Annotated in this window: 23 protein-coding genes and 1 pseudogene; 9 read left to right on the top strand and 15 right to left on the bottom strand. The window is 62.8% G+C overall.

What is annotated here, in order from left to right; all coding sequences use genetic code 11:
• Positions 1-56: 56 nt before the first annotated feature.
• Positions 57-608, bottom strand: coding sequence for a sigma-70 family RNA polymerase sigma factor (locus NKK52_RS21880; RefSeq protein ID WP_023670095.1), 552 nt, complete (start codon positions 606-608; stop codon positions 57-59).
• A 3-nt stretch (positions 609-611) separates the two neighbouring features.
• Entirely contained in the window at positions 612-815 is a 204-nt protein-coding gene (locus NKK52_RS21885) for a NepR family anti-sigma factor (RefSeq protein WP_023670096.1), read from the bottom strand.
• Positions 816-1,027: 212 nt separating this feature from the next.
• Between NKK52_RS21885 and NKK52_RS21890 the strand changes: the two genes are divergently transcribed.
• The 6 genes from NKK52_RS21890 to NKK52_RS21915 all read left to right on the top strand — a co-directional run bounded on the left by NKK52_RS21890 (position 1,028) and on the right by NKK52_RS21915 (position 4,509).
• Positions 1,028-1,822 carry a response regulator gene (locus NKK52_RS21890; RefSeq protein WP_023670097.1) on the top strand — a complete coding sequence of 265 codons (795 nt, stop codon included), beginning with the start codon at positions 1,028-1,030 and terminating at the stop codon, positions 1,820-1,822.
• 220 nt (positions 1,823-2,042) lie between these two features.
• Positions 2,043-2,210 carry a DUF1328 domain-containing protein gene (locus NKK52_RS21895; protein WP_023670098.1) on the top strand — a complete coding sequence of 56 codons (168 nt, stop codon included), beginning with the start codon at positions 2,043-2,045 and terminating at the stop codon, positions 2,208-2,210.
• A 163-nt stretch (positions 2,211-2,373) separates the two neighbouring features.
• Positions 2,374-3,408 (top strand): sensor histidine kinase, encoded by a 1,035-nt coding sequence (locus NKK52_RS21900; RefSeq protein ID WP_023683963.1) that lies wholly within the window; start codon positions 2,374-2,376, stop codon positions 3,406-3,408.
• 129 nt (positions 3,409-3,537) lie between these two features.
• Positions 3,538-3,714, top strand: a complete 177-nt coding sequence (locus tag NKK52_RS21905; RefSeq protein ID WP_023683964.1) for a hypothetical protein — start codon at positions 3,538-3,540, stop codon at positions 3,712-3,714.
• Between the two features lie 142 nt (positions 3,715-3,856).
• Complete coding sequence (locus NKK52_RS21910; RefSeq protein ID WP_023670101.1) at positions 3,857-4,183, top strand: hypothetical protein; 327 nt, start codon at positions 3,857-3,859, stop codon at positions 4,181-4,183.
• An 83-nt stretch (positions 4,184-4,266) separates the two neighbouring features.
• Positions 4,267-4,509 carry a YMGG-like glycine zipper-containing protein gene (locus NKK52_RS21915; RefSeq protein WP_023683965.1) on the top strand — a complete coding sequence of 81 codons (243 nt, stop codon included), beginning with the start codon at positions 4,267-4,269 and terminating at the stop codon, positions 4,507-4,509.
• A gap of 39 nt (positions 4,510-4,548) precedes the next feature.
• Here NKK52_RS21915 and NKK52_RS21920 read toward each other — a convergent pair whose 3' ends face one another.
• From NKK52_RS21920 to xylF, 4 genes are all read right to left on the bottom strand, one after another.
• Positions 4,549-6,195, bottom strand: a complete 1,647-nt coding sequence (locus tag NKK52_RS21920) for a CHASE domain-containing protein (protein ID WP_023670103.1) — start codon at positions 6,193-6,195, stop codon at positions 4,549-4,551.
• A gap of 156 nt (positions 6,196-6,351) precedes the next feature.
• Entirely contained in the window at positions 6,352-7,149 is a 798-nt protein-coding gene (locus NKK52_RS21925) for an ATP-binding cassette domain-containing protein (RefSeq protein WP_023683966.1), read from the bottom strand.
• Positions 7,150-7,161: 12 nt separating this feature from the next.
• The gene (locus NKK52_RS21930; RefSeq protein ID WP_023683967.1) at positions 7,162-8,478 is read right to left on the bottom strand and encodes a sugar ABC transporter permease; all 1,317 of its coding nucleotides are present in this window, start codon (positions 8,476-8,478) and stop codon (positions 7,162-7,164) included.
• Positions 8,479-8,622: 144 nt separating this feature from the next.
• A complete protein-coding gene (xylF, locus tag NKK52_RS21935; RefSeq protein ID WP_023683968.1) occupies positions 8,623-9,663 on the bottom strand; it encodes a D-xylose ABC transporter substrate-binding protein in 1,041 nt (346 codons plus the stop codon).
• A gap of 266 nt (positions 9,664-9,929) precedes the next feature.
• Between xylF and NKK52_RS21940 the strand changes: the two genes are divergently transcribed.
• Positions 9,930-11,165 carry an ROK family protein gene (locus NKK52_RS21940; RefSeq protein ID WP_023683969.1) on the top strand — a complete coding sequence of 412 codons (1,236 nt, stop codon included), beginning with the start codon at positions 9,930-9,932 and terminating at the stop codon, positions 11,163-11,165.
• Between the two features lie 30 nt (positions 11,166-11,195).
• On the opposite strand, the gene phoB is transcribed toward NKK52_RS21940, so the two are convergent.
• From phoB to NKK52_RS21975, 7 genes are all read right to left on the bottom strand, one after another.
• Positions 11,196-11,885 carry a phosphate regulon transcriptional regulator PhoB gene (phoB, locus tag NKK52_RS21945; RefSeq protein ID WP_031193203.1) on the bottom strand — a complete coding sequence of 230 codons (690 nt, stop codon included), beginning with the start codon at positions 11,883-11,885 and terminating at the stop codon, positions 11,196-11,198.
• A 16-nt stretch (positions 11,886-11,901) separates the two neighbouring features.
• Entirely contained in the window at positions 11,902-12,606 is a 705-nt protein-coding gene (gene phoU, locus NKK52_RS21950) for a phosphate signaling complex protein PhoU (RefSeq protein WP_023670109.1), read from the bottom strand.
• A 41-nt stretch (positions 12,607-12,647) separates the two neighbouring features.
• Positions 12,648-13,472 (bottom strand): phosphate ABC transporter ATP-binding protein PstB, encoded by an 825-nt coding sequence (gene pstB / locus NKK52_RS21955; protein WP_023683970.1) that lies wholly within the window; start codon positions 13,470-13,472, stop codon positions 12,648-12,650.
• A gap of 17 nt (positions 13,473-13,489) precedes the next feature.
• Positions 13,490-14,806 (bottom strand): phosphate ABC transporter permease PstA, encoded by a 1,317-nt coding sequence (gene pstA, locus NKK52_RS21960; protein ID WP_023683971.1) that lies wholly within the window; start codon positions 14,804-14,806, stop codon positions 13,490-13,492.
• Complete coding sequence (gene pstC / locus NKK52_RS21965; RefSeq protein ID WP_023683972.1) at positions 14,803-16,263, bottom strand: phosphate ABC transporter permease subunit PstC; 1,461 nt, start codon at positions 16,261-16,263, stop codon at positions 14,803-14,805. The genes pstA and pstC overlap by 4 nt, the downstream gene beginning before the upstream one ends.
• 96 nt (positions 16,264-16,359) lie before the next feature.
• The gene (locus NKK52_RS21970; protein WP_023683973.1) at positions 16,360-17,388 is read right to left on the bottom strand and encodes a substrate-binding domain-containing protein; all 1,029 of its coding nucleotides are present in this window, start codon (positions 17,386-17,388) and stop codon (positions 16,360-16,362) included.
• 496 nt (positions 17,389-17,884) lie between these two features.
• Positions 17,885-22,393, bottom strand: a complete 4,509-nt coding sequence (locus tag NKK52_RS21975) for a PAS domain-containing hybrid sensor histidine kinase/response regulator (RefSeq protein ID WP_352629815.1) — start codon at positions 22,391-22,393, stop codon at positions 17,885-17,887.
• Between the two features lie 242 nt (positions 22,394-22,635).
• Here NKK52_RS21975 and NKK52_RS21980 point away from each other — a divergent pair, with 242 nt between their 5' ends.
• Positions 22,636-22,992, top strand: coding sequence for a hypothetical protein (locus tag NKK52_RS21980; RefSeq protein ID WP_023670115.1), 357 nt, complete (start codon positions 22,636-22,638; stop codon positions 22,990-22,992).
• Positions 22,993-23,099: 107 nt separating this feature from the next.
• Here NKK52_RS21980 and NKK52_RS21985 read toward each other — a convergent pair.
• Positions 23,100-24,013 (bottom strand): annotated as a pseudogene (locus NKK52_RS21985) (DUF2865 domain-containing protein).
• A 290-nt stretch (positions 24,014-24,303) separates the two neighbouring features.
• On the opposite strand from NKK52_RS21985, the gene NKK52_RS21990 reads away from it, so the two are divergent.
• Positions 24,304-24,519, top strand: a complete 216-nt coding sequence (locus tag NKK52_RS21990; protein WP_023670117.1) for a hypothetical protein — start codon at positions 24,304-24,306, stop codon at positions 24,517-24,519.
• Positions 24,520-24,653: 134 nt separating this feature from the next.
• On the opposite strand, the gene tolA is transcribed toward NKK52_RS21990, so the two are convergent.
• Complete coding sequence (tolA, locus tag NKK52_RS21995; protein WP_023683974.1) at positions 24,654-25,022, bottom strand: cell envelope integrity protein TolA; 369 nt, start codon at positions 25,020-25,022, stop codon at positions 24,654-24,656.
• Between the last annotated feature and the right edge of the window lie 53 nt (positions 25,023-25,075).

A 25,075-nucleotide genomic window follows, 5' to 3' on the forward strand; every position in this document is an offset into this window, starting at 1 on the left:
GATATCTTCGATGCGTATGTGTAGAGAGCCCAGGCCCGCAAAGGGGCCCTCCGCCGTCAGGCAGCGTTTGAACCCGTCACCTGGGACGAGATCGCGTCCGGCCCGTATTCGTCTTCGCCGGAGATTTTGAGGATCTCCTGCAACCGCGTGCGGGCCCGGCTGACCCGGCTCTTGATCGTTCCGACCGCACAGCCGCAGATTTCGGCGGCCTCTTCATAGGAAAAGCCTGAAGCGCCGATGAGGATGATGGCTTCGCGCTGGTCCTCGGGGAGTTGCTCGAGCGCGCCGCGAAAATCCTTGAGGTCAAGCTGGCCGTGCTGAGCCGGATGAACGGCAAGCCTGGCCGTCATGATGCCGTCGCTGTCCTGCACCTCGCGGCCGCGCTTGCGCATCTGGGAATAGAACTCGTTGCGCAGGATGGTGAACAGCCATGCCTTGAGATTGGTGCCGGGCTGAAAGCTCTCATGCTTGTCCCAGGCCTTGACCAGCGTCTCCTGCACCAGATCGTCGGCCTTGTCGGCATTCTGCGTCAGCGACACGGCAAAGGCCCGCAGGCTCGGGATCGAGCCGAGCAGGTCGGTCTTGAACCCTTGTGAGACAGCTGCCATGCCTCAGTCCTTCTTCTGTGCGGGTTCGGCCTTTTCCAGTTGGCTGAGCAACTGGGCAAAGCGATCCGGCACATTGTCCGAGACCAGTTCGTCATAATACTGTTTGAGTTTGCGGCCGATTTCCGAATTCGCCCCGAGCGGGTCGCCGGAATTGGCCCGGCGCCTGTCAGCGGCGCCAGCCAGCGTTTCTTTATTCATGTCCTTCATTTCGCCCTTAAATCCAGCGCCCCGAGCCGCCCCATTACACAACGCAAAGCGGCCCCCTCGTCTGGTTGCCCATCGCACCACAAACGTCGCCCGTACGGTTTCGTTCCACAAGTCTCGGAACTTTTTCGCAAAACCCGCGTTTGGGTGTTGGGGCTTGCAATCAGCTTGACCTGCAATCTATGCAATCACGTCATCTGAGGGAGACGTCTACCATGAGCCTTTCCGCAACCATCGCTCCGCACCTGCCGTTCCTGCGCCGCTTTTCACGCGCCGTATCCGGATCGCAGGAGAGTGGCGATGCGCTGGTCGCCGCGATGCTCGAAGCCATCATCGCCGACGTCGACATCTTCCCGCAAGCGTCAAGCGACCGCATCGCGCTCTACAAGGTATTCGCCAAACTGTTCACCTCCATTGCCATCCGCGTTCCGCAGGAGCAGGCGCAATCGGCATGGGAGCAGCGCGCCGCCGCCAATCTGAACGCCATTGCGCCACGGCCACGCCAGGCTTTCCTGCTGGTCGCGGTCGAAGGCTTCGGTGAAGACGAGGCAGCTGAAATTCTCGATGTCGACGCCAAGGAATTCTCCGAACTGCTTGCCCAGGCGAGCAACGAGATCTCTCGCCAGGTGGCGACCGATGTGCTGATCATCGAGGACGAGCCGCTGATCGCCATGGACATCGAGGAAATGGTCGAGAGCCTCGGCCACCACGTGGTCGGAACCGCGCGCACCCATACCGAGGCGGTGGCGATGTTCGGCAAGACAAGGCCGAAGATGGTGCTGGCCGACATCCAGCTTGCCGATGGCAGCTCGGGTATCGATGCGGTCAACGAAATCCTGTCGTCGACTTCGGTGCCGGTAATCTTCATCACCGCCTTCCCCGAACGTCTGCTGACCGGCGAGCGGCCTGAACCGGCCTTCCTCGTCACCAAGCCGTTCAATCCCGACATGGTCAAGGCGCTGATCAGCCAAGCGCTGTTCTTCGACCGGCAGGCCAAGGCCGCCGCGTGAAGTAGGGCCTTCAATCTCCAACTTTTCGCCGCCTCGCAGCGTTGGCGGCACTGGCGATCGCCTAACCCGGCGATCGGCGGCTGCCCGTCGCGCCGTATGGCGCTCACGCGCGCGAATCAATTCGCGTCCGGGCCCCTTCCAAAGACCTTCTTTTTCGGCAAATGGTGGAACAAACAGCAATCACTCACGTTCTTGATCCAGTATCGGAAGGAGACAGATCATGCTCTACTGGGCGCTCGTATTTCTCGTCGTGGCGATCATCGCCGGCGCGCTTGGTTTCGGCGGCATCGCCGGTACCTCGGCCGGTATCGCGCAAATATTGTTCTTCATCTTTCTCGCCTTCCTCGTCATCTCGCTTCTGGCCGGCCTGTTCAGACGGGCATCGTAGGAGCGGGCGAAGAACACTGGAAGCCGCACCCCTCAAACGGTTTCCAGCCACCGCCGGGCGATGTCCTCCAACGGGACATCGTCCGGCGGACCTTTTCTGGGGACCTACTCAGGAACTGAGTCCAAGTGAATCGTTCGGTCCTGATCAGGTGGACAGGTGATTGATGCGTTCCATTGGCGGAGGCGAGAGCGGACAGGGCGACGAGGTGATCGCACTGCACCCGGCTGAAAGCGGAATGCAGCTTGGCCGGGCCTTGCTTCACGCTCTGCACAATGCCGGCATTTCCGTCCTCTATCAGGATCGTGAATTGAAGACTGTATGGGCCCGCAACATGCGTGCGCCGTGGGTTTCCGACACAGCCGACAGCAACGGCGCGTTGCCACCGGCGCAAGCTGAGCAAATCGCCGCCGCCAAAAGCAATGTGATCGCTTCCGGCAATCCGGAACGCCTTGAACTGAGTGTTCCCACCGGTGATAGCATGCGCTGGTTCCAGGTATGGGTCGATGCCGATCGGGGCCATCGCGGCGACGTGCAGGGCGTCGTCACCACGATGGTGGAAACCACCGAGCAGAAACGCCGCGAACAGACGCTGAAGACGCTGTTGCGCGAAGTCAGCCACCGCTCCAAGAACCTGTTGGCTATCATCCAGAGTATTGCCACCCAGACCGGCCGCTATTCCGAGACACCGGACGATTTCCTGAAGCGCTTTCGCGGCCGCCTGCAGTCACTGGCTTCCTCGCAGGACCTGGTGACGTCGTCGAACTGGCGGGGTGCAGCACTTCGCGAGCTTATCCGCGGCCAGGTCGTTCGCTACGGCGCCGATCCCGCGCAGAGCCTGCGCTTCAATGGCGTCAACCCCTACCTCAATCCCAACGCGGCCATTCATATCGGCCTGGCCATGCACGAACTCGCCGTCAATTCATTCAGCTACGGCGCCCTGGCGCGGCCGGACGGCTTTGTCGAGGTAACCGCCGATCTGTCGAACGTCGCAGAGGCCGCAGACAAGCCGGCTTTGTCGCTGACCTGGGTCGAGGCCATTGTCGCCAATGATAACAGGCGCACCGAGAAACGCTTCGGCAGCGTTGCCCTCGAACGTGTCGTGCCGGCATCGCTGAACGGCACGGCGACGCTGGAGATCACCAGTGACCGCCTCGAATATCGCCTCGTCGTTCCGCACGGCAATTTCGAAACCGAATGAGCGGCGGGATTCCTTAACCGGCTGTTCACCATAAAATCCGATGCTGTGGTTCCCAGAGATTGCTGGATCTTGACCGATTCAACCGATGTTTCGGCCGCAGCCTGCAACGCGAGTATGGGAGGAATGATCATGACGGTTGCCGATATGAACAGGCTGGAGCAGGCCGCCCGGGTGTCGATGAGCGGCTTTCAGGATCCTGACGCTTCAGCCTCGCCTTTGCAGCACGCCTGGCATCCCTTGCTTCGCGTCGCCGCTGTCGCGCTCGTCGCCGCTGTTGTGCTGATCGTGGCGTCGCAATTGGTCTGAGCCAGATGCTCAGGTTCACGCTGCTCCCAAGCAGCCTGGCTCAGAAACTGTCCAGCTCGTAGCCGACCAATTATTAACGCCCCTTTCGGCACAGGAACTTTGACGGCTGTGGACCGTTCTTATGGCGAGAGGACGTGTCGCCGTGGAACACATCGCCGCTTTGCTTTTGGTAATTGGCTGTTCGAACAACATGACCGAATGCCGTGAACTGCCGGTGCCGGTCAGTGTTTTCGAAACCGCCGAAGCATGCACGGCAGAACGTCCATTCGCTGCCGGCGACGTGCAGGGTCAGGCCGAGCACGTCGTTGCCAAATGTCTTACGGTCGACCCCGCGCTGGAGGATGATTACGACCAGATCGTCTGGAACGTGCGCCCGGACGGCACCCTCGACGCGTCTTTGCAGATTTCCAGTGTCGTGGTCGCGTCGAACGCCACGCGCCGCGAAAAAGACTCTCTTAGCCAACAATAAGATCGAGCGGGCAAAGGCTGCTGTTTCGTGCTAAATAGCGGCTGGAGCTTACTAAAGTGAGGACAAAAGTGAGGAGAGATTCTATGCGGAAATTGATTATTGCCATGGTTACGGTGGTCGCCGTCAGCGGCTGCAGCACGACCGAGCAGGATGTCGGTGTCGGCGCCGGTGTCGGTGCTTTGGCCGGCGGACTGATCGGCGGCGGCAAGGGTGCGCTGATCGGCGCAGCCGTTGGCGCCGGTTCCGGCCTGCTGGTGCGCAACCTGCGCAACGGCTATTGCCAGTATCGCGACAATCGCGGCCGGCTCTACACCGCTCGCTGCTGATCCGCTTCAAAAGCGTCAGACAATCGCGACGGAGACCGGTCAGCCGGTCTCCGTTTGTTTGACTGCATCAGGCTGCGGGATCCTGATTTCCACCGTAAGCCCATCGATGCGAAAATCTCGGGCAATCGTGCCGCGCAATTCGCGCGTGACATTGAGGTCGATCAGCTTGGTGCCGAAGCCGGTCTTCGCCGGCGCTTCGAGTTCCTTCTGCCCGGCCTCGCGCCAGTTCAGAACCAGCATCCGCTCGGACCCGCGCCCCTCGAACGACCAGTCGACCTTGAGCGCACCCACGGAATTGCCGGCCTCGCCATATTTCAGCGCATTCGTCGCCAGTTCGTGAAAGGTCAGGCCAAGCGCCTGCGTCGTCCTCTCGTCGAGCAGCACCTGAGGCCCTGACAATATCCCTTCCGGAAGCTCCTTGCCGAACACCTGGCCGAGCTCGATGCGCAGCAGGTCGCCAAGATCGGCCTTCTGCCAGCGCGAACGCGTCAGCATATCCTGGGAAGCCGCCATTGCCTGCAGGCGGGCTGAGAAGGAAGTTGAGAACTCCTTCACGTCGGTTGCTTGCGCTGCCGTCTGGCGCGCAATCGCCAGCACCCGCGTGATCGAATTCTTGATCCGATGCTTCATCTCCTGCAGCATCAAATCCTTTTCGAGCAGGCTTTTTTCCGTCGTTTCATGCAGCAGCGACTTGGCGTCGTAGGCGCGCTCCTGGTAGCGCGCCACCAACGCGATGGCCCCCGCCAGAAGCAGGCCGAACAGCCCGAGCATGACCGGAATGGCGCGCGAGGACGGTTGCGAAAATGCACTTGTCGGCCGAAACAGCACCGTCCACGGCCGACCGGCGACGATGATCTTGCGCGTCACCAACAGCCTGTCGCCAAAGCTCGCAACCGGCGGCGTTTCCGACTGGAACAGAAGATTGTCGGCGTCGGCCGTGCCGTCATAGACCGCGGTGTTGACCGGCAGCAAAGGCGTGCGGCTGAGCGCGGTCTGGAACAGGTCGCGGGCGCGGAAGGCCGCGTAGAGAAGGCCTGATGTCGATGATCTGGACGCATTGATACCATCCGGCGCGGTTTCGACATTGAGCCTGACGAAGACCAGGAAACCGGTAAAGGTCTGCGCCGCGCCAGTGTCCTGGCCGAGCTGGACCAGACCGCTTGCGTGCTGTGCGTCATCGGCCATCGCTTTTTCGATCGCCTCGCGCCGCACCGGCTCGGTGAACATGTCGTAGCCGATGGTGGATTCGTTGGCAGGGTCGAGCGGCTCGAACAGCACGACGGGCGTGCGCCATGGCTGTGTCGTGTCCGGATAGACCGTGTGGGCGGCGCCGCGGTCGCGCAACATGTCGCGCTCGACCGCCGCTTCGTCACCGGTCTTGGCCAGCCTGAGATAGCCGATGCCGCGCAGGCCGGCGAAATTGTTATCGACATCGAGGGCGCTGAAGAAGGCCTTGAATTCGCTACCTGAAATCTCGCCATTGCGGGCGTCGAACAGCGCCTGCGTCGAGCGCAGCAGTGACAGATGCAGATCGATACGGCTTTCGATGCGGTTGAGCGCGTCGTCGGCCGTCGCCTCGAACTTGATGCGCGCCGCTTCCTGGGTCGCGAAATAGGCGAAGCCCGCCATCGTCAGGCTGATCAGTGCAACGGCAATGAAGGCAAGGATCGGGAAAAACTTCTTCAACGCAGGCCCATGGACGGTTCGGGACCTTTATGGGCAAGTCGCCGCGGCAAGACAATGGCGCGGCCAAGCCATAATGACAGCTGGCATATCATGCATATTTAGCCGGCTTATCGATCTCGAGCATCAGTGAACATGACAGCTGACGATAGCGTGGTCTCAGGCCGCGATCTTCAGCGCACCCGGACCGGGAATGGCGCCGGGCGGGCACTTTCCCAGGATGATCATGCCGAGCACTTCGTCCTGCGTCACATCGGTGGTGAGCGCGGTGCCGACGACCTGGCCGTTCTTCATTACGCAGACCCGGTCGGCAAGCTCGAACACGTCGTGAATGTCGTGGCTGATCAGGAAAATGCCGATGCCGTCGGCCTTGAGCTGCTTTACCAGTTCGCCGACCTGCGCCGTCTCCTGCGGCCCAAGCGCGGCCGTCGGTTCGTCCATGATCAGGATGCGGGCGTTGAACAGGATGGCGCGTGCGATCGCCACCGACTGGCGCTGGCCGCCCGATAGCTTGATCACGGGCTCCTTGAAGCGCTGGAAGCGCGGATTGAGCCGGCCCATCACCTTGCGCGCCTCGGCCTCCATGGCGACATCGTCGAGTGTCCCCCACGCGGTCATCAGTTCGCGGCCGAGGAAGAGGTTGGCGGCAGCGTCGACATTGTCGGCCAGCGCAAGCGTCTGGTAGATCGTTTCGATGCCGTATTTCTTGGCGTCGCGCGGATTGGAGATCGAGGCCTCCTGGCCGTTGACCAAGATCTGGCCGGCATCGCGCTTGTAGGCGCCCGACAGGATCTTGATCAGCGTCGACTTACCGGCGCCGTTGTGGCCAAGCAGCGCCACCACTTCGCCCGGGAAAAGATCGATGGACGCATCGTCGACGGCGCGAATGCCACCGAACGCGATCGAGATGTTGCGCATGTCGATCAGTGGCGTACCGGTGGGAGCAGTTTTTTCCATAATCGTTCCTCCCTAGACGCGCTTGCGGTAGACGGTGTCGAGCCAGACGGCGATGACCAGGACAGCGCCAACGACAATGCTCTGCAGCGGCGAGTCGATGCCGAGCAGCACCATGCCGGATTGCAGCGACTGCATCAGTAGCGCGCCGAGCATGGCGCCCATCACCGTTCCGGCGCCGCCCGCGAGCGACGTGCCGCCGATGACAGCGGCCGCGATCACCAAAAGCTCGTCCAGTGTGCCCAGCGCATTGGTTGACGCATTGAGACGGGCCGACGAGATCGCCGCGCTGATTGCAGCCAGCACACCCATGATCATGAACACCTTCATGGTCACCCAGCGCGTGTTGATGCCGGCGAGTTCCGCTGCCTCCGGATTGCCCCCGATGGCGAAGACATAGCGGCCGAAACGCGTGCGCTTGGTGATGAACGTCATGATGATGCCGACAATCACCGCCATTAGCACCGGTATGGCGATGCCATGCGCGATGAACAGCCCGCCTTCGGGAACGGTGATGCCGTTCTGCTGTGCGTACTGGCGCACGATGCCGATCGGCCATGGATAGGAATTGGCGATCCACACGGCGCCGAGGATGGCCGCGCAAGTGACCACGCCAAGCAAGGTCTCGGCCCAGACGGGGCGCAGTGGAAAGCTGAAGCGCTTGCGCTGTGAGCGACCGTTGAGCAGCGCGAAGGCGACCGCCGCGCAGGCGACGATGCCGACGATCCAGCTGGCAGCGGCGCCAATCGAGCCGCGTGGTCCGCCGCCCATCAGCTGGAAGGTGGCGTCGAGTGGCGCGACCGTGCGCCCGCTGGTGATGAGCCATGCCATGCCACGCCAGACCAGCAGGCCACCAAGCGTCACGATGAAGGCCGGAACCTGCATATAGGCGATGATGAAGCCCTGGAACGCGCCGATCAGCAGACCAAGCACCACGCCGGCGGCAAGCGCGACGACCCAGAGCCAGGGGTTTCCAAGCTGGAAGCCGATGACGCGAATCAGGAATTCGGCCTGTGCCACGCCCATGATCATGCCGATCACGCCTTCGACGGAGCCCACCGAAAGGTCGATGTTGCGCATGACGATGACCAGTACCATGCCGGTCGCCATGATCGCGACCGAGGACGTCTGCACCGACAGGTTCCAAAGATTGCGCGGCGTCAGGAAAAGCCCACCCGACAGGATATGTATGCCGACCCAGATGACCAGCAGCGCGCCGACCATGCCGAGCATGCGCGTGTCGAGCTCGGTCGCTTTCAGGAACCGGGCGACCGCGCCGAGTTCAGACGCTCGTGCCGTATCGGCCTGCGGATTTGAGGTCGTGTCGGTCATGATGTCCTCCAGCGGCTTGCCGTCTGGCGCGGATGCCGGACCACAGCCTAGAAGTTTGCCGCCGATGGCGGAAACACACAATTCTCGTAGAGAAAACGCCGCGGCTTGACAGCCGCGGCGCCTCATTTCTTCAAGTCGTCGAGATCAGTTGCAAGCCGCGACGCTGCCGGCGGCGACGCCTGTGCAGACTTCGTCCTTCTTGATCCAGCCGGCGTCGATGACGACGTTGAGGTTGTCCTTGGTGATCGCGACGGGGGTCAGGAACAGCGACTTGACGGTGTTGCCGCCAGGCGTGGTGAAGTCCTTGGCGCCGGCAATGTCGCCCGTCTTCTTGCCATCGGCAAGCTGCGAGGCGATCTCGGCGGCGTTCTTGCCGAGTTCGCGCGCGTCTTTCCACACCGACACCGTCTGCGTGCCGAGCGCGATGCGGTTCAGGGCGGCATGGTCGCCGTCCTGGCCCGAGACCGGAACCGTTCCGGCAAGGCCCTGCGCCGTCAGCGCGGCGACAACGCCGCCGGCGGTGCCGTCATTGGCCGCAACCACGGCATCGACCTTGTTGTCATTGGCGGTCAGGAACTGTTCCATGTTCTTCTGGGCGTTGGCCGGCAGCCAGCCATCGGTATAGGCCTCGCCGACATTCTTGATCTTGCCCGAGTCGATGGCTTCCTTGAGCACTTCCATCGAGCCCGAGAACAGGAAATCGGCATTCGGATCCGAGCCCGAGCCCTTGATGAAGACATAGTTGCCTTCGGGCTTCGCCTTGAACACTTCGCGGGCCTGCATGCGGCCGACTTCCTTGTTGTCGAAGGTCAGGTAGAAGACGTCCTTGTTCTCGATCAGGCGATCATAGCCGACGACCGGAATGCCTTCGTCCAGCGCCTTCTGCACCGCCGGGCCGATGGCCGAGGCGTCCTGCGCCAGGATGATCAGCGAGTTGGCGCCCTGCGAGATCAGGCTTTCGACGTCGGTCAGCTGCTTGCCGGGATTGGACTGCGCGTCGGCCGAAATGTACTTGTCGCCGGCGGCTTCGATCGCCGTTTTCATCGCCGCCTCGTCGGTCTTCCAGCGCTCTTCCTGGAAGTTCGACCACGACACGCCGATGACCTTGTCCTTCGCCTGCGCGACCGACATCAGCGCCAGCGACATGGCGACACCCGCCAGCATGGCGGCTGCAAATCTGTTCATTATAACCCTCCCTGCGCCGCCCACGGCGCGACAAAACCGGCCCGAAGGCCTGCACAAAGAGGCTCCATTTTTTCGAGCCTCGAAAAAATACTGGTTCAATGATAAGGCACTGTCAACATCGATTATGATGGATTCTGATGGCGTTGCCGAATTTTTTCGAGCTCCGCAATAAACAATGACAGGGCTGCCGGCGTCTGCCAATATTTGGCTGGTGCCGTCGAACGCCTTCACTATCATGAGGCGCGAGGAGGCCGGGAGGAAAACAAATGTCGGTTGGGATCCGCCACGACGATCTGCGCCGTCGCAACCGTGCGATGGTGATTTCGGCCGTGCGCCGGGCCGGCCAGCCGTCGCGGACCGAGATTGCGGCGACCACCGGCCTCAGCCATTCGACGATATCGGCAATCTCGTCTGATCTAATTCAAGAAGGCATCCTGATTGAAGGCAAGCCTGGCGAGACCGGCTCGCTGAAACGCGGCCGGCCGCAGGTCGGCCTTGGCCTCAACCCGGAAGCGGCGGCGGTCATGACCGTGGTGCTGTCGCTGAACTTCCTCTCCGTCACCGTCATCGACTATGCCGGCCAGGTGGTCGCGGAAGAACAGCGCCGGCTCGACACGCTGACCATGCCGCGCGACGAGCTGATCGGCGAATGCGTAGCAATCGTCGGGCGGCGTCTCGCGGACCCGGACCTCGATGTCCAGAGCATCGCCCGCATTGCCATGGGCATCCAGGGCATCACCGATTCGCAGGCGCGGGCCATGCTGTGGTCGCCAATCACGCCACTGACCGACATTGCCTTCGCCGACATGTTGGAAGCGGAATTCGGCATTCCTGCCACCATGGAGAACGACTGCAATATGATGGCGGTGGCCCTGCAATGGCGCCAGCCCGAGCGCTACCGCGACAATTTCATCGCGATCCTCTTGTCGCACGGCATCGGCATGGGGCTGGTGCTGAAAGGCGAACTGTTCACCGGCACCCATTCCTCGGGCGGCGAGTTCGGCCACATGATCCACCGTCCGGGCGGCGCGCTCTGCCGCTGCGGGCGGCGCGGCTGCGTCGAGGCCTATGCCGGAAACTACGCCATCTGGCGCAGCGCCAAAATGATGAGCGAAGATGCCGAGCCGGTCGATATCGGCGACGCTGATATGCGCGCACTCGCCGCGCGCGCCCGCGAAACCGATGGCCCGGAGCGCGAAGCCTATCGCAAGGCCGGTGAGGCGCTCGGCTTCGGCCTCGGCAGCCTGTTTGCGCTGATCGACCCGGCGCCTGTCGCCATGGTTGGCGTCAGCGCCGCCGCCTTCGACCTGATCGAGCCGGCATTGCGCGAAGCGATCGCCCAGACCGCCGGCGGCCAGCATTCGAAATCGATCTCCTTCGACACCGAGCCCAACGAGCTGCCGCTGATCCGCGAAGGCTGTGCCATGCGCGCGCTCGGCTTCGTCGATCAGGAGATTTTCGCGCCGGGCATTCAGGCCAAATCCGGCAAGCATGTCGCCTGAATGGCCGGCAACGGCGCGACGCGCAGCATCCTAGTCTTCCCTGATCGCGTAGCCGGCGCCGCGAATGGTACGGATGACATCCGGCATGCGGCCGTTGTTGACCGCTTTGCGTAAGCGCCCGACATGGACGTCGACGGTTCGCTCGTCGATGTAGATCGTCTCGCCCCAGACATTGTCGAGCAGCTGGCTGCGCGAGAACACGCGGCCGGGATGGCGCATCATGAATTCGAGCAGCCGGAACTCGGTCGGTCCGAGCCTGATCTCGCTCTTCTTGCGGTAGACACGGTGCGACTCGCGGTCGAGCACGATGTCGCCGACCTTGAGCACGCTGGACAGCACTTCCGGCTTGGCCCGGCGCAGCAGCGCCTTCACGCGCGCCATGAACTCCGGCGTCGAGAATGGCTTGACCAGATAGTCGTCGGCACCGGTGGACAGGCCGCGCACGCGATCGCTTTCCTCACCGCGCGCGGTCAGCATGATGATCGGCAGCCGCTCGGTTTCGGGCCGCACTCTAAGCCGCCGGCAGAGCTCGATGCCGGAAACAGCGGGCACCATCCAGTCGAGCACCAGGAGATCGGGCACGTTTTCCTGCAGGCGGATCTCGGCCTCGTCGCCGCGTGTCACCACCTCGACGTGATAGCCTTCGGATTCGAGGTTGTAGCGGAGGAGCACGCCTAGCGGCTCCTCGTCCTCCACGACCATGATGCGTGGCGCGATCATAGGCAGTTCACCCTCATCAGGCCGGCGTGGCCATCGCCGTCTCGTCCTGCTTCGGACGATTGGCGGGCAATTGCTGGCCGGTCAGCACATAATACGCATTTTCGGCGATGTTGGTGACATGATCGCCGATGCGCTCAAGATTCTTGGCGCAGAACAAGAGATGCGTGCAGGCGGTGATGTTGCGAGGGTCTTCCATCATGTAGGTCAAGAGCTCACGAAACACGGACGTGTATTTGACGTCGATGCGCTCGTCGTCATTCCTAAGTTTTGCAAGAGCTGCCGCATCGGTGGCGGCATATTCCTCGACGACGCCTTGCACCTGGATCAGCACCAGCTGCGCCATGGCATCGATGGAGTGCGAGAGGTCGCGCGGCGTGACGCTCAAGCCCACGGTGCCGACGCGTTTGGCGATGTTCTTGGCGAGATCGCCGATGCGCTCGAGGTCGCCGGCCATGCGGATCGAGCCGACCACGGCGCGCAGATCGTTGGCCATCGGCTGGCGCTTGGCGATCAGCGTGATGGCGCGGTCGTCCAGTTCGCGCTGGCGCGCATCCATGATGGCGTCGTCGGAAACGACACGCTGTGCCAGCGCATTGTCCGAATTGAGCAGCGCCCTGGTCGAGCCGCTGACCATCGAGCCTGCCAGATCGCCCATGTCGCGGATCAGCTTGCTGATCTGCCCGAGCTCTTCATCGAAGGAGGCGACGGTATGTTCACCCATGATCTTGGTCCTCGTGCCTGAAAATTCACCCGCCGGACGGCTCAGCCGAAGCGGCCGGTAATGTAGTCCTGGGTGCGCTTGTCGTCGGGGTTGGTGAACATCTTGTCGGTGGCGCCCTCCTCGACGAGATAGCCGAGATGGAACATCGCCGTGCGCTGCGACACGCGCGCCGCCTGCTGCATCGAGTGGGTGACGATGACGATCGTGTAGTTCTGGCGCAGTTCGTCGATCAGCTCCTCGACACGGGCGGTGGCGATCGGATCGAGCGCCGAGCAGGGCTCGTCCATCAGGATCACCTCCGGCGACACGGCGATGGCGCGCGCGATGCACAGGCGCTGCTGCTGGCCGCCGGACAGGCCGGTGCCGGGCTCCTGCAGGCGGTCCTTGACTTCGTTCCAGATCGCCGCCTTCTTCAGGCTCTGCTCGACGATCTGGTCCATGTCGGACTTGCGCTTGGCCAGCCCATGGATGCGCGGGCCGTAGGCGACGTTCTCGTAGATCGACTTCGGGAACGGGTTGGGTTTCTGGAACACCATGCCGACGCGGGCGCGCAGTTCGACGACATCGATGTTCTTGTCGTAGATGTCGTCTTCATCGAGCGTGATCTTGCCGGTCACCCGCGCCAAATCGATGGTGTCGTTCATGCGGTTGAGGCAGCGCAGGAAGGTCGACTTGCCGCAGCCGGACGGGCCGATCAGCGCCGTCACCTGGTTCTGACGCACGTCGAGATTGACGTCGAACAACGCCTGCTTCTCGCCGTAGAAGACGCCGACCTTGTCGCCGCGCATCTTGATGACTTCGTTCGACTTGGCGTTCATTTTGTCGCCCACTGCATTCTCAAGGGACTGTTCGGTCATGATGTTCATACCAAATTGCCTTTTTTCTACCAGCGCCGCTCGAAGCGGCGCCGGAGCACGATCGCGGTGATGTTCATGGCCATGAGGAAGACGAGCAGGATGATGATGGCGCCGGACATGCGCTCGACAAAAGCGCGCTCAGCCTCGTTTGCCCACATATAGATCTGAACCGGCAGCGCGGTCGCCGGATCGAAAGGCGTCGTCGGATAATCGGCGACGAAAGCGACCATGCCGATCAAGAGCAGCGGTGCTGTCTCGCCGAGCGCACGCGCCAGGCCGATGATGGTGCCGGTAAGGATGCCTGGGGCGGCAAGCGGCAGGATGTGATGGAACACCATCTGCATCTTGGAGGCGCCGAGACCTAGGGCCGCCGAGCGGATAGACGGCGGCACCGCGGCGAGGGCGGCGCGCGTGGCGATGATTATGGTCGGCAATGTCATCAAGGTCAGCACCAGGCCGCCGACGAAGGAAGCCGAGCGCGGCATGCCGAGGAAGTTGATGAACACGGCAAGGCCAAGCAGACCGAAGACGATCGACGGCACCGCCGCGAGATTGTTGATGTTGACTTCGATCAGGTCCGTAAAGCGGTTCTTCTTGGCGAACTCCTCCAGATAGATGGAGGCGGCGACGCCGATCGGCAGCGCCAGCAACAGCACGATCACCATCATGTAGAACGAGCCGATGATCGCCACGCCCATGCCCGACGTTTCGGGCCGGCTGGAGGCGCCATAGGTGAACAGGCCGGTGTTGAAATGCTCGGCCATCACGCCGTCGGCTTTAAGCTTGTTCATCCAGTCGATCTGCTGGTTGGACACCTTGCGGCGCGCTTCATCGACGCCGAGGTCGATCTGGCCCTTGAAGGCCGAGTCGAGGTTCGCGGCAGCCAGGATGTCGACGTCACGCGTCCTGCCGATCACCGACGGATCGGCGGAGACGATGTCGCGCAGCTGGACGCGGGCGCCTTCCGACAGGAAGCCCTTGAGCTTCAGCATCATCGGCTTGTTGGCCGGATCGATGCCGAGCTTGGCCACCAGCGCGTTTTCGGCGAGCTTGGGATAGTTCGCCTTGATCAGCACGGTAGGGTCGGTCGCGCGCTTGCCGGAGGGATCGATCACCTTCTCGTCGAAGGTGACCGGCAGCGTCACCGTCGTCTGCCAGAAGGCGGTGTAGCCTTTCGAGACGATGGTGATCAGCATGATGGCCAGGAACGCCAGGCCCACCGAGATCGCAATCACGCCATAGATGCGGAACCGGCGTTCGGCGGCATAGCGCGCCTTCAGCCCGATGTCGCGGCGCGGTCGCGCGACGGCGCCCGCCATCGTGTCCAGGGGGATGTCGGTCATTCGTACTGCTCCCGGTACTTGCGCACGATGTAGAGGGCGACGATGTTCATCACCAGCGTCAGCGCGAACAGCGTCAGGCCGAGCGCGAAGGCGACCAGCGTCTGCGGCGAGTTGAACTCGAGGTCGCCGGTCAGCTGGTTGACGATCTTGACGGTGATGGTCGTCATCGCCTCGAACGGATTGGCCGTCAGATTGGCGGCGACGCCCGCCGCCAGCACGACGATCATCGTCTCGCCGATGGCGCGCGACGCCGTCAACAGCATGGCGCCGACGATGCCGGGCAGTGCCGCCGGCAGGATCACCCGCTTGATCGTCTCGGAGCGGGTGGCGCCGAGGCCGAGCGAGCCGTCACGCATTGCGCGCGGCACCGCGGTGATGATGTCGTCGGACAAAGAGGACACGACCGGGATCAGCATGACGCCCATCACCAGACCGGCGGTGAAGATGCTCTGGCCCTGGATGAAGGGCGAGCCGCCGGTGAGTGCCGCCGACAGGTCGCGCAAGAACGGTCCGAGCGTGACAACGGCGAAGATGCCGTAGACGATGGTCGGAATGCCGGCCAGCAGTTCCAACGCCGGCTTGACCACCGAGCGCACACCGCGCGAGGCATATTCGGACATGTAGACCGCCGACATCAGCCCGACCGGCACTGCGACCAGAAGCGCGACGGCGGCGATGTAGAGCGTGCCGGCGAGTAGCGGGATCAGGCCGAACTGACCCTGGCTGCCGCCGGAACCGGCGGCGGCGAAACGCGGATCCCACACCGTGCCGAAGAAGAAGCTCATCGGCGATACGCTCTCGAAGAAGGTGATCGTCTGGAACAGCATCGACAGCACGATGCCGACCGTGGTCAGGATGGCGATGGTCGAGGCCGCAAGCAGCCCCCACAGCATCAGCTTCTCGACATTGTTGCGCGCCCTGGCGCGCGGCGCGATCTGCCTCAGCGCATAGAAGGCGCCGGCGACCGACAGCGCGAAGGTCAGCACGGCGCCGAACAGGCCGAGCCGGTCCTGGACCTGGTTCGCCTCGACCGCGATCGGGATCATATAGTCCTGTGTGTCGCTGGCCAGTGCCACGCCCTTGGCGGCGAGCAGCGGCTGCAATTCGGCGAAAGTAGCGGGAAGTGCGGTATCGCCATCGAGCCGGCGCAGGCCCTTGGCCAGGCTCTTCACCAGGCTGGCGTCGAGCGCTTCGCTGGCCACCTTTGTGTCGGCGGTGCGCTCGGGCAAAGCGGCATGGATGTGCCGGTCGAGATAGAAGGAAGAGCCGATATCCCAGACGGCGAGCAGCAGGACGGCAGGCAGGACCGCGAGCAGAAAGGCCCACCAGCCATGATAATGCGCGCGCGAATGCGGCTTGACCTTGCCGGTATCCTGCGCCGCTGCGCGCTGGCGGCCGATCACAAAAGCGACCACGCCTATGGCGATGACTATGGCGAGTACGAGCAAGGACGACATCACCCACCCCAGGGAAAATTCAGATCGCCGCCACCGTTGCGGCAAGCGGCGAAATCAGGGCGCGGATTTGGTCCGCGCCCTGATCCGGTCGGTTGATTACATCGTCTTTCCGGCGGCGAAGGCGTCGCGCTGGCCCTGACGTTCGGCGTCGGGAGCGGAAACCAGGCCGTACTGGGCGAGCGGGCTTTCCGGGCCGATCATCTGGTCATCAAGGAAGAACTCGACATATTCCTTGAGGCCGGGAACGACGCCCAGATGCGCCTTCTTGACGTAGAAGAACAACGGCCGCGACACGGGGTACGTGCCATCGGCGATGGTCTGCGTCGAAGGCACGATGCCTTCCACGGTAGCGACCTTCAGCTTGTCGGCATTGTTCTCGTAGAAGGCGAGGCCGAACACGCCAACGCCGGTCTTGTTGGAGTCGATGCGGGCCAGCGTCTCGGTGTAGTCGCCATCGATGTCGACAGCCTTGCCGTCCTTGCGGATGGCGATGCAGGTCTTGCCGATTTCCTTGTCGTCGGCGATGCCGGCAGCCTTCAAAGCGGCCTTGTCGCAGCCGGCGTCGAGCAGCTTGGTCTCGAACACTTCACGGGTGCCGTGCTTCTCACCCGGGATATAGGCGGCGATATCCCAGTCGGGCAGCTTCGGATTGACCTGGTTCCACTTGGTGTTCGGGTTGTCGACCAGCTTGCCGTCGACCACCAGCTTGGCGGCGAGCGCCTTGTAGATGTCGGCGGGAACCAGCGCCCAGTCCGGACCCTTGATGTCGGTGGCAAAGACGATGCCGTCATAGCCGATGCGGACTTCCTGGACGTCCTTGACGCCGGCGTCGGCGCAGGACTTCAGCTCGTCCTTCTTGATCGGGCGCGAGGAGTTGGCGATATCGATCGTGTCTTCGCCGACGCCCTTGCAGAACTCCTTGATGCCGGCGCCGCTGCCGCCGGACTCGACCACCGGGGTCTTGAAGTTGGTGAAGGTTTCGCCGAACTGCTCGGCGACGATCTTGGCGTAAGGCAGCACGGTCGACGAACCGGCGACCTGGATCTGGTCACGCGCAGCGGCGACACCGGACGATGCGGCGAACGCTACCGCCACGGCCAATGCCGTAACGAGGAATTTCTTCATGTGGCCTGCTCCTGTTCGGAAGATGGTCTCTTGGCGCCCTCTTCAAACCGGCGCCCGCTGAGGCCAATAGCCTTCGATTATTACAGTCGCATGACAGTTTCGTGTCAGCCCGGTAACGTCGCACAGACGTCTTGTGGGCCGCACCCTTTAAGCCGGTTTGTGGGAATGGAAGTTGCCGCTGGAATCAGACGCTTGCGCAATTCGTGCTGGCATCAAGTCCCGGCACACCGCAGGCCGCGATGCCGAGAAAGAAAAACCGGACGGGAGCGCGTTGCCCGTGACCAGAGCGAATCTTGGCCGAGCCATCGCCAAAAACAGGTCCGTTGGGGTAGATTCGACGCTGTTTCTTGTCGGCGGTCGCTTGCTCCCGCCCGTAACTGAATGAGCGGTTTCGTTGCGACCATTGTCCTGACTGGGCGCCAGCTTTGATATGGTGCGATCGCACCATATCCTTGGCTGTTGCGGCGCGGCCGAATCCCGGCGGCGCCGCAGGTTGCTATCCAGCGTCTCGTTGGGCTTCGCCTGATATGCCGACCCAGCGCTCGACCTTTTCGAGCAGCGCCCTGGGGCTGATCGGCTTGGGCAGATAGTCGTCCATGCCGGCTTCCAGGCAGCGCTCACGGTCGCCCTTCAAGGCATGCGCGGTGACGCCGACGATCGGGATATGCATACCCGTATGTTCTTCCAGCCGGCGAATTGCGGCGGTGGCCTCGAGCCCGTTCATCTCCGGCATCGAGACGTCCATCAGGATCATGCGCGGATTAAGCCGGCCGAAGGCGTCGAGCGCCTTGCGGCCGTTGCCGACGATTTCGAAACTGTAGCCGGTTTCGCCGATTATCTGGGTGAACACCATCTGGTTCACCTCATTGTCCTCGGCAACGAGAATGTCGAGCCGGCGTTCATCCCCGGCGGCCCGGGCGCGGGCACGAACCGGCGGCGGTTGCAGCAAGGCGCGTTCCGATGCAGCGAGCGGCGGCTTTGCCGGCGACGGTTCGTTCCTGCCGCCGCCGGAACCGCTGCTTGCCGCCGGCAGCACACGGCCGTCCGTGATATTGTGATGGTGCCGCTGGATGGTGGCGACCAGCGTTTCCAGAAGCACCGAGGAACGCGCCGGCTTGATCAGCTGGGCGTCGATGCCGAGATCGCGATAGCTGGTGTTGGCGAGCGACTGGTCGACCGAGGTCAGCATGATGATCGGCGTGTCGGCCAGCCCTGCGGTGTTGCGCACGACGCGCGCCATCTCGGCGCCGCTCATCCCCGGCATCTGATAATCGAGCACGACGCAATCGACCGGCACGCCGTAGGCTGCCGCGGCGACCAGCACCTTGAGCCCTTCGGGTCCGCTTTCGGCGGCGCAGGAATCGAAGGTCCATGACGCCATCTGCTCGCTCAGGATCGATCGGTTGACGGCATTGTCGTCGACGATCAGCACCCGTGAGCCGGTCACGTCGACCGGCATGATCCGCCGTCCGGTCTGTTCCTCGGCCCTGGGCAATGTCACGGTGAACCAGAAGGTCGAGCCCTTGCCTTCGGCGCTCTCGACACCGATCTCGCCGCCCATCAACTCGACCAGCCGCGAGGTGATGGCGAGCCCGAGCCCTGTGCCTTCGTGGCGTCTGGTCGACGAGGTGTCGGCCTGACTGAATTTTTCGAAGACGAGCTTCAGTTTCTGCTGCGGAATGCCGATGCCGGTGTCGGTGACCGAAACGGTAAGCTTTGTCCCCGTCGGCCCCCTTTGTCCGGTCACGTCGACCAGCACGTGGCCTTCGTCGGTAAACTTCACCGCGTTGCCGACCAGATTGGTGACGATCTGCCTCATGCGACCGACATCGCCGACGAACAGGCTTTCCAGGCCCGGCTCGACGCGCACGATGAGCTCGAGGTCCTTCTCCTTGGCGCGCGTCGATATCAGCGTCGCCACATCCTCGATTGCTTCGGGCAGGTTGAAGGGCGCAGGGTCGAGCACCAGCTGTCCGGCATCGATCTTGGAGAAGTCCAGTATGTCGTTGATGATGGTCAAGAGCGCGTTACCCGACTTGACGATGATATCGGTGAACGTCTTCTGCTTGGGATCGAGGTCGGATTTGGCCAGCAACTCGGCCATGCCGAGTACGCCGTTCATCGGCGTGCGGATCTCGTGGCTCATATTGGCCAGGAATTCCGACTTGGCGCGGTCGGCCAGCACGGCGCGCTGGCGCGCCTCGCGCAGTTCGGCCTCGCGCAGCTTCAGTTCGGTGATGTCGGTGGTCGACCCAATCAGATAGAGCGAACCGTCGGACGCGATCATCGCGCCCTTGCGGGCGAACTGGTGGCGCACGCTGCCGTCGGCAAGCGTCACCGTTTCCTCGATCTCCTGTGTATCGCCTGTGCGCAGCACGGCGAGATCGCTGTTGACGAAGGCTTCGCCGTCTTCGCCGAAAATCTCGATGTCCGTCTTGCCGATCGCGTCTTCCCTGCGGAGGCCGGTGAGGTCGCACCAGCCCTTGTTGACGTAGAACTGCCTGAGGTCGGAGCGCTTGGCGTAGATCGACACCGGCACGTTGTCGATGAGATTGCGGAACACCTCGTTCTCGCGCATGCTCTCTTCCAGCGCCTGCTCGCGCGCCTTGACGTCGGTGATGTCGGTGCTGGAGCCGACAAGGTGCACCGACCCATCGAGCGCCACCAGCCGGCTCTTGCGCGTCATCAATTGCCGCACCGTGCCGTCGCGATGGGTAACGGGCTCCTCGATCTCGCGGCCGCGGCCGGTGACGACGACCTCGGTGTCGTCATGGGTGTAGGTTTCGGCGTCGTCGATGCCGAAAAGCTGGAGATCGGTCCGGCCGATGACTTCCTCCTTGGGGATGCCGGTCAGCGCGCACCAGGCCTTGTTGACGAATTCCATGCTCAGATCCTGCGCCTTGATGAAGGCGGCGACCGGCAGTTCGTCCATGACGTGGCGGAACAGGTCGATCTGGCGCATGCTTTCCTGCAGCGCCTTTTCGCGGCTCTTGATCTCCGAGATGTCGACGCGCACGCCGATAAAGGTGCCGTCCTCGGTGCGCATATCGTAGACCTGATACCAGCGGCCGTCCGCATTGAGGCGCTCATAGGACGAGTTGGGCAGGCGATAGCGGGCGAGGATGGCATTGAGCCAGACATCGGGGTCGCCTTCATAGAGCCTGTCGATTTCTGGATCGCCGCTCGATCGGAAATAGCCGACCGAATGTCCAAGTTCCAGGGCCGCGCGGAAGCTGCGGCCAGGCTGCCATGCCGGTTTCAGCTCCGGCAGCGTGTCCTGCAGCTTGCGGTTTGCAAAGACGAACTTGTCGTCGCGGTCATAGATGATGACGGCCGCCGGCAGCGACTCCAGCACCGTGGTGAGGTTCTTGCGGGCGTCCTCGGCTTCGGTCTCGCGGCGCTTCATGTCGGAGATGTCGAACAGGAAACCGGCGACATAGTTGCGGCCGCTGGGCATGCCGACGCGGTTCTTGCGCACGATGCGCGAGCGGCTGGCGCCCTCGGCGTCGAAAGTCTCCTCGACCTCGTAGGGCGTGCCGGTCGCCAGCACGGCGCGTTCGCTGTCTTCGAATTGCGCGGCGTCCTTTTGCTTGAGGAAGTCGCCGCCGGGCCTGCCCAGCATCGCTTGCGGGCTCTGTCCGAACAGTGCCGAAAACGCCTCATTGACGAAGACGAAACGCAGATTGTCGTCCTTGACGAAGATCGGGTCCTTGACGCCGTTGATCACCGCCTCGGCCAGCCGCGATTTCTCCAGCGCTTGGGCGAGTTCAGCCTCGCGATCCTTCATGTTGGTGACGTCGACATAGGAGATCAGCCTTTTGCCGCCGGCGAGCGGCGCCAGCGAGGCAATCAGCGTACGGCCGTCATTGCGTGGCAGTTGCCTGGAGCCAACCAGGCCGGCCGAGATTTCTGCTTCGCGCTCGGCGATGTGGCCCTGCCATTCGGCATCGTCAGCACCGTAAGGGTCCATATCGCGGCTGGCCTGCATCAGTTCGCGGAAGCCGCAGCCGATGCCGGCGCGTCGGGGATCGATTTCCCAGAAATCATAGAAGGCGCGGTTGATCACCTCCGCGCGCATCTCCGCATCGAGGACGAGCACGCCGATCGGCATCTGGTCGACCATCGTGCGAAGATTGGCGAAGGTCTCCGTAATTTTGGCGTTGGCACTCTCGATCTCGGCGTCGCGACGCTTGAGCTCGGAGACGTCGTAGTAGGTCAACAGCCGCTTGCCGCCGGACAACGCCGTCACGGAGAACATCATCGTCCTGCCATTGGCATGGAGAAATTCGCGTGGCGCAACCGAGCCGGCGCTGATCTCCTCGATGCGGGTGGCTAGGTAGTGCTGCCACTGCTGTTCATCGAGATCGCCGTAGATGCCGTTGCGGCGGTTGAGTTCCATCAACAGGCTGAACGGCGCGCCGACCGTGACGGCGCCGTCGGGAATCCTGGAGAGCTCGCGATAGGCCTTGTTGACGATGAGCGTGTCGAACTTCGCGTCAAGCACCACGACGCCCATATGCATGGCATCCATTGTCCGCTCGAGATCGGCGAGGTGCTGCGTAGCCTCGCCGGCCGGCGGATCGCTCTCGTCCTGCCGCAGTTCGTCCAGCGCACCGGCCAGTGCCGTGACGTTGCGGCCGATGCCGCGATAGCCGATGAATTCGCCTTCGCCGTCGAACCGCGGGGAACCGGTGATCGAAACCCAGCGGCAGCCGGGACGGCCGCCCTTCAACTCATAAACAAAGTCGCGAAACGGCCGATGCGCCTGCAGATCCTCCAGATGCGCGGCGGCGTGTCGATTGCCGTGCACCATCTGCTTGAGGAAATCGAAGCGGAAACGGCCAAGAATGCTGGCGGGATCGATGCCGGTGGCGGCCTGGTAGTTCTCCGAAAGCCAGGAAAAGCGCAGCTCGGCGTCGGTCTCCCAGACCCAGTCGGCGCCGGCCCCGACCAGTTCGCGCAGCGCTTCGGGCGACCCCCCGACGGACGTATCCTCGCCGTTCACCACCCCTTTTCGGGAACCGCGTCCGCCGCGTGTTCCAACAGTCCCGTCAGCCATCCCGTTCCCACCCCGAAAGCCAAGGCCGAACCCCCTCAGCGGTTCGCCCGCGGAATGTGCCCGAGAAGCATTAATGATCCGCTAACCATAACCAATCCAGACTGCGGCCAGAGCCACATTGCCCTGCGGTATTCCGCCGGTTGTCGGCGGAACCCCGGCCGGGCTATAAGTCGGCGGGGGTGTTGCTGATGACCGGTTGGATCGTGCCTTGTTTCCTGTGCATGGCGCTGCTTGCGGGCAGCGGCTGCGCACGCAGCTATGACGGCACGGTGGTGATCCCGAAGCCGCTCGATATCAGGCGGGTCTGGGATCGCGATCCGTCGCAGACTGAGGCCAGCCGGATGCAGGCGGCAGCCGGTGTGTTTCCGACGCCGCCGCCGCAGGAGCCCTACCGGCCCGCGGCACGCAGGCACACAACACAAATAGCTGCGCCAAGGCGGCACGTCAGGTCCAGCCCTCCCAGCATGGCTTCCGAACCGGCCAATCCGCTCACCTGCAAGAATGTCAGCGAACCCGGCAAACGCTACAGGATGGTTTGCGAATAGCTGGTACTAGAGCAATTCCAGGAAAAGTGTGAAACGGTTTTCCGTCCGGAATAGCGTAAAACAAAGACATAGAGCGGTTCGCCGTTTCGGTGAAACGGTGAAACGCTCTAGGCGCAGGTTACTCCGCCGGGAAGAAAGCCGGCCCGACCACCCTGACCGGCCGCGAGCCGGCCAATGGCTCGACCGATTGTCGCTGGGCGGCGCCCCTGGCCTCTGCAGCGTCTGCGCCAGGCTGGGGAAGTTGCGCCACGGTGCCAAGATCCGGCTTCGCTGACGGCAAAGGAATGATCGCGTTGGCCATATTGGCTGGCGTCACCGTGCGCGCTCTCAGCTCGGCAACGCGTCGGTGATAGCGCGAGGTCGCAGGCCCTGAAGTTCGCATCATCGCGATATTTGAAGGCCGTCGGCAGGTCCTTGTAGGATGTGCGCGTATCGAGCGCGACCATCTCTTCGGTTTCAAGGCTTGGGTCACTGAGCATGTACAGGTCGACGCCGGCATCGTCGCAGAGTAGCGGCACTGATCGACCATCTCCTTGACATCGCCGCCTTGCACGAACTGCGATTTCGGCGCCGGGAAGAAATAGCCGTCGGAGAGACGAACGCAAAACAGCATCGAATTGCTGCCGATCATGGCACCAGCCGGACGCTGTCTTTGTTGCCCGGCGGCGGGCCTGCAGCCGAGCGCGACGAGCCTGGCCTGCAGTCCGGACGCATCCCGGCGCGAAATCGCGGCGTCGGCGATCTGGCGTTGCACCTGTGTGCGGCTTTTGGCGAGGTCGGCGCAAGCATTGAAGAAGCCCCCCACCGCACTTTGCGCCGTGCACCGGCGTTGCCTCTCCAGCCCCTGGATCGCCGCAAGCTGGCGACGTAGCTGCGCAAGCTCGGAGCTGATCCCGCCGCTGCGGCCGGACGGTGCCAGCTGGCTCCTGAGCGCGGCGCATGGATCGGCAAGGGAAGCCGAAATGCCGAGGACGCTTGCCGACACCAGTGCAAAGGTCACGACAAGCCACAAACGCATCATCGGCGACACCTGGTCCTTGTACCCCTGTGGAGCCGATCGCCGCTCCAGCCGATTGAGCCTCAATGCGGGAGGTAAGTCTAATTCAAGAGACGCCAGCAACCGCCAGGTATTTTATGCCGAGTGTATTATGCCGGTTCCTGTAAATTCGCTATTACACTTTTGTTTCAAGATGAGACGAAGCCAGGCTCGGGCGAGCCAGGCCGCCCGCAACCATCGATCCCGCGTTATCGGCCCTTGCGGATGAAACCTTTCTCCGGTGTCTCGCGTTGTGTCGGGCAAAGGAGACGAAGATGTCTATTCACTTCACTGTCTCTGGCCTGACCAGGAACCTGTTCCACTCGCTGGGGCTGGACCATGAGCGGGCGCCGAGAGCGCTCGATCCCGAACAGAGCCTGTTGCTGGAATGCTATCTGGCCGGACAGATTCCGGAATCCGCCTGGGCCGACTACGTCTTCGAGGCGCCGGAACTGCAGCGGCATGTCGATATCAGACGCCCGCACAACTGATCAGAGCAATTTCAGGAAAAGTGTGAGTCGTTTTTCCGGGAAAAGCGCGTAGCGCTTTCCCCTGGGAATTGCGTCAAGACAACGAGAGAGGGGGTCGCCGTTTCTGTGAAACGGTGAAACGCTCGCCCGCTCGCTTATTGCTTGGGCGAGGCGAATTGCAAGTTGAAGACATTGCCCGCGACGCCTTGCGCCAGCGTCGGCGAAAAGCTCAACGGCAAGCACCTTTGCAGGGCAGTGGTTGCGGCGTCGACGAACGACTTCCTGGTATCCGCATCGCCATCGACCTTGATCGCCGTCGGCCGCGGCGGACCGATCAGCGTGCCGTCGCGCTTGAAGCTGAAGTTCAAGGTGACGCTGGCATTTCCAACACCCGCCGGCGGCGTCCAGCACGCCTGGATGGCATCGCCGACCTCCGCCATCGTGTCGAGCGGCGCGGCATTGCACGGGTAGCCTCCGACCAACACAACACCGGCAATCGCAAACACTCTCGCTACGCCCTTCATCGCAAAGCTCCTCGTGTGTCGTCCGCCGACCATGATGGTAGGGTCGAAGCAGA

It is taken from the genome of Mesorhizobium sp. C277A (genome assembly GCF_040324395.1).
In the GTDB taxonomy this organism is placed as follows: Bacteria; Pseudomonadota; Alphaproteobacteria; order Rhizobiales; family Rhizobiaceae; genus Mesorhizobium.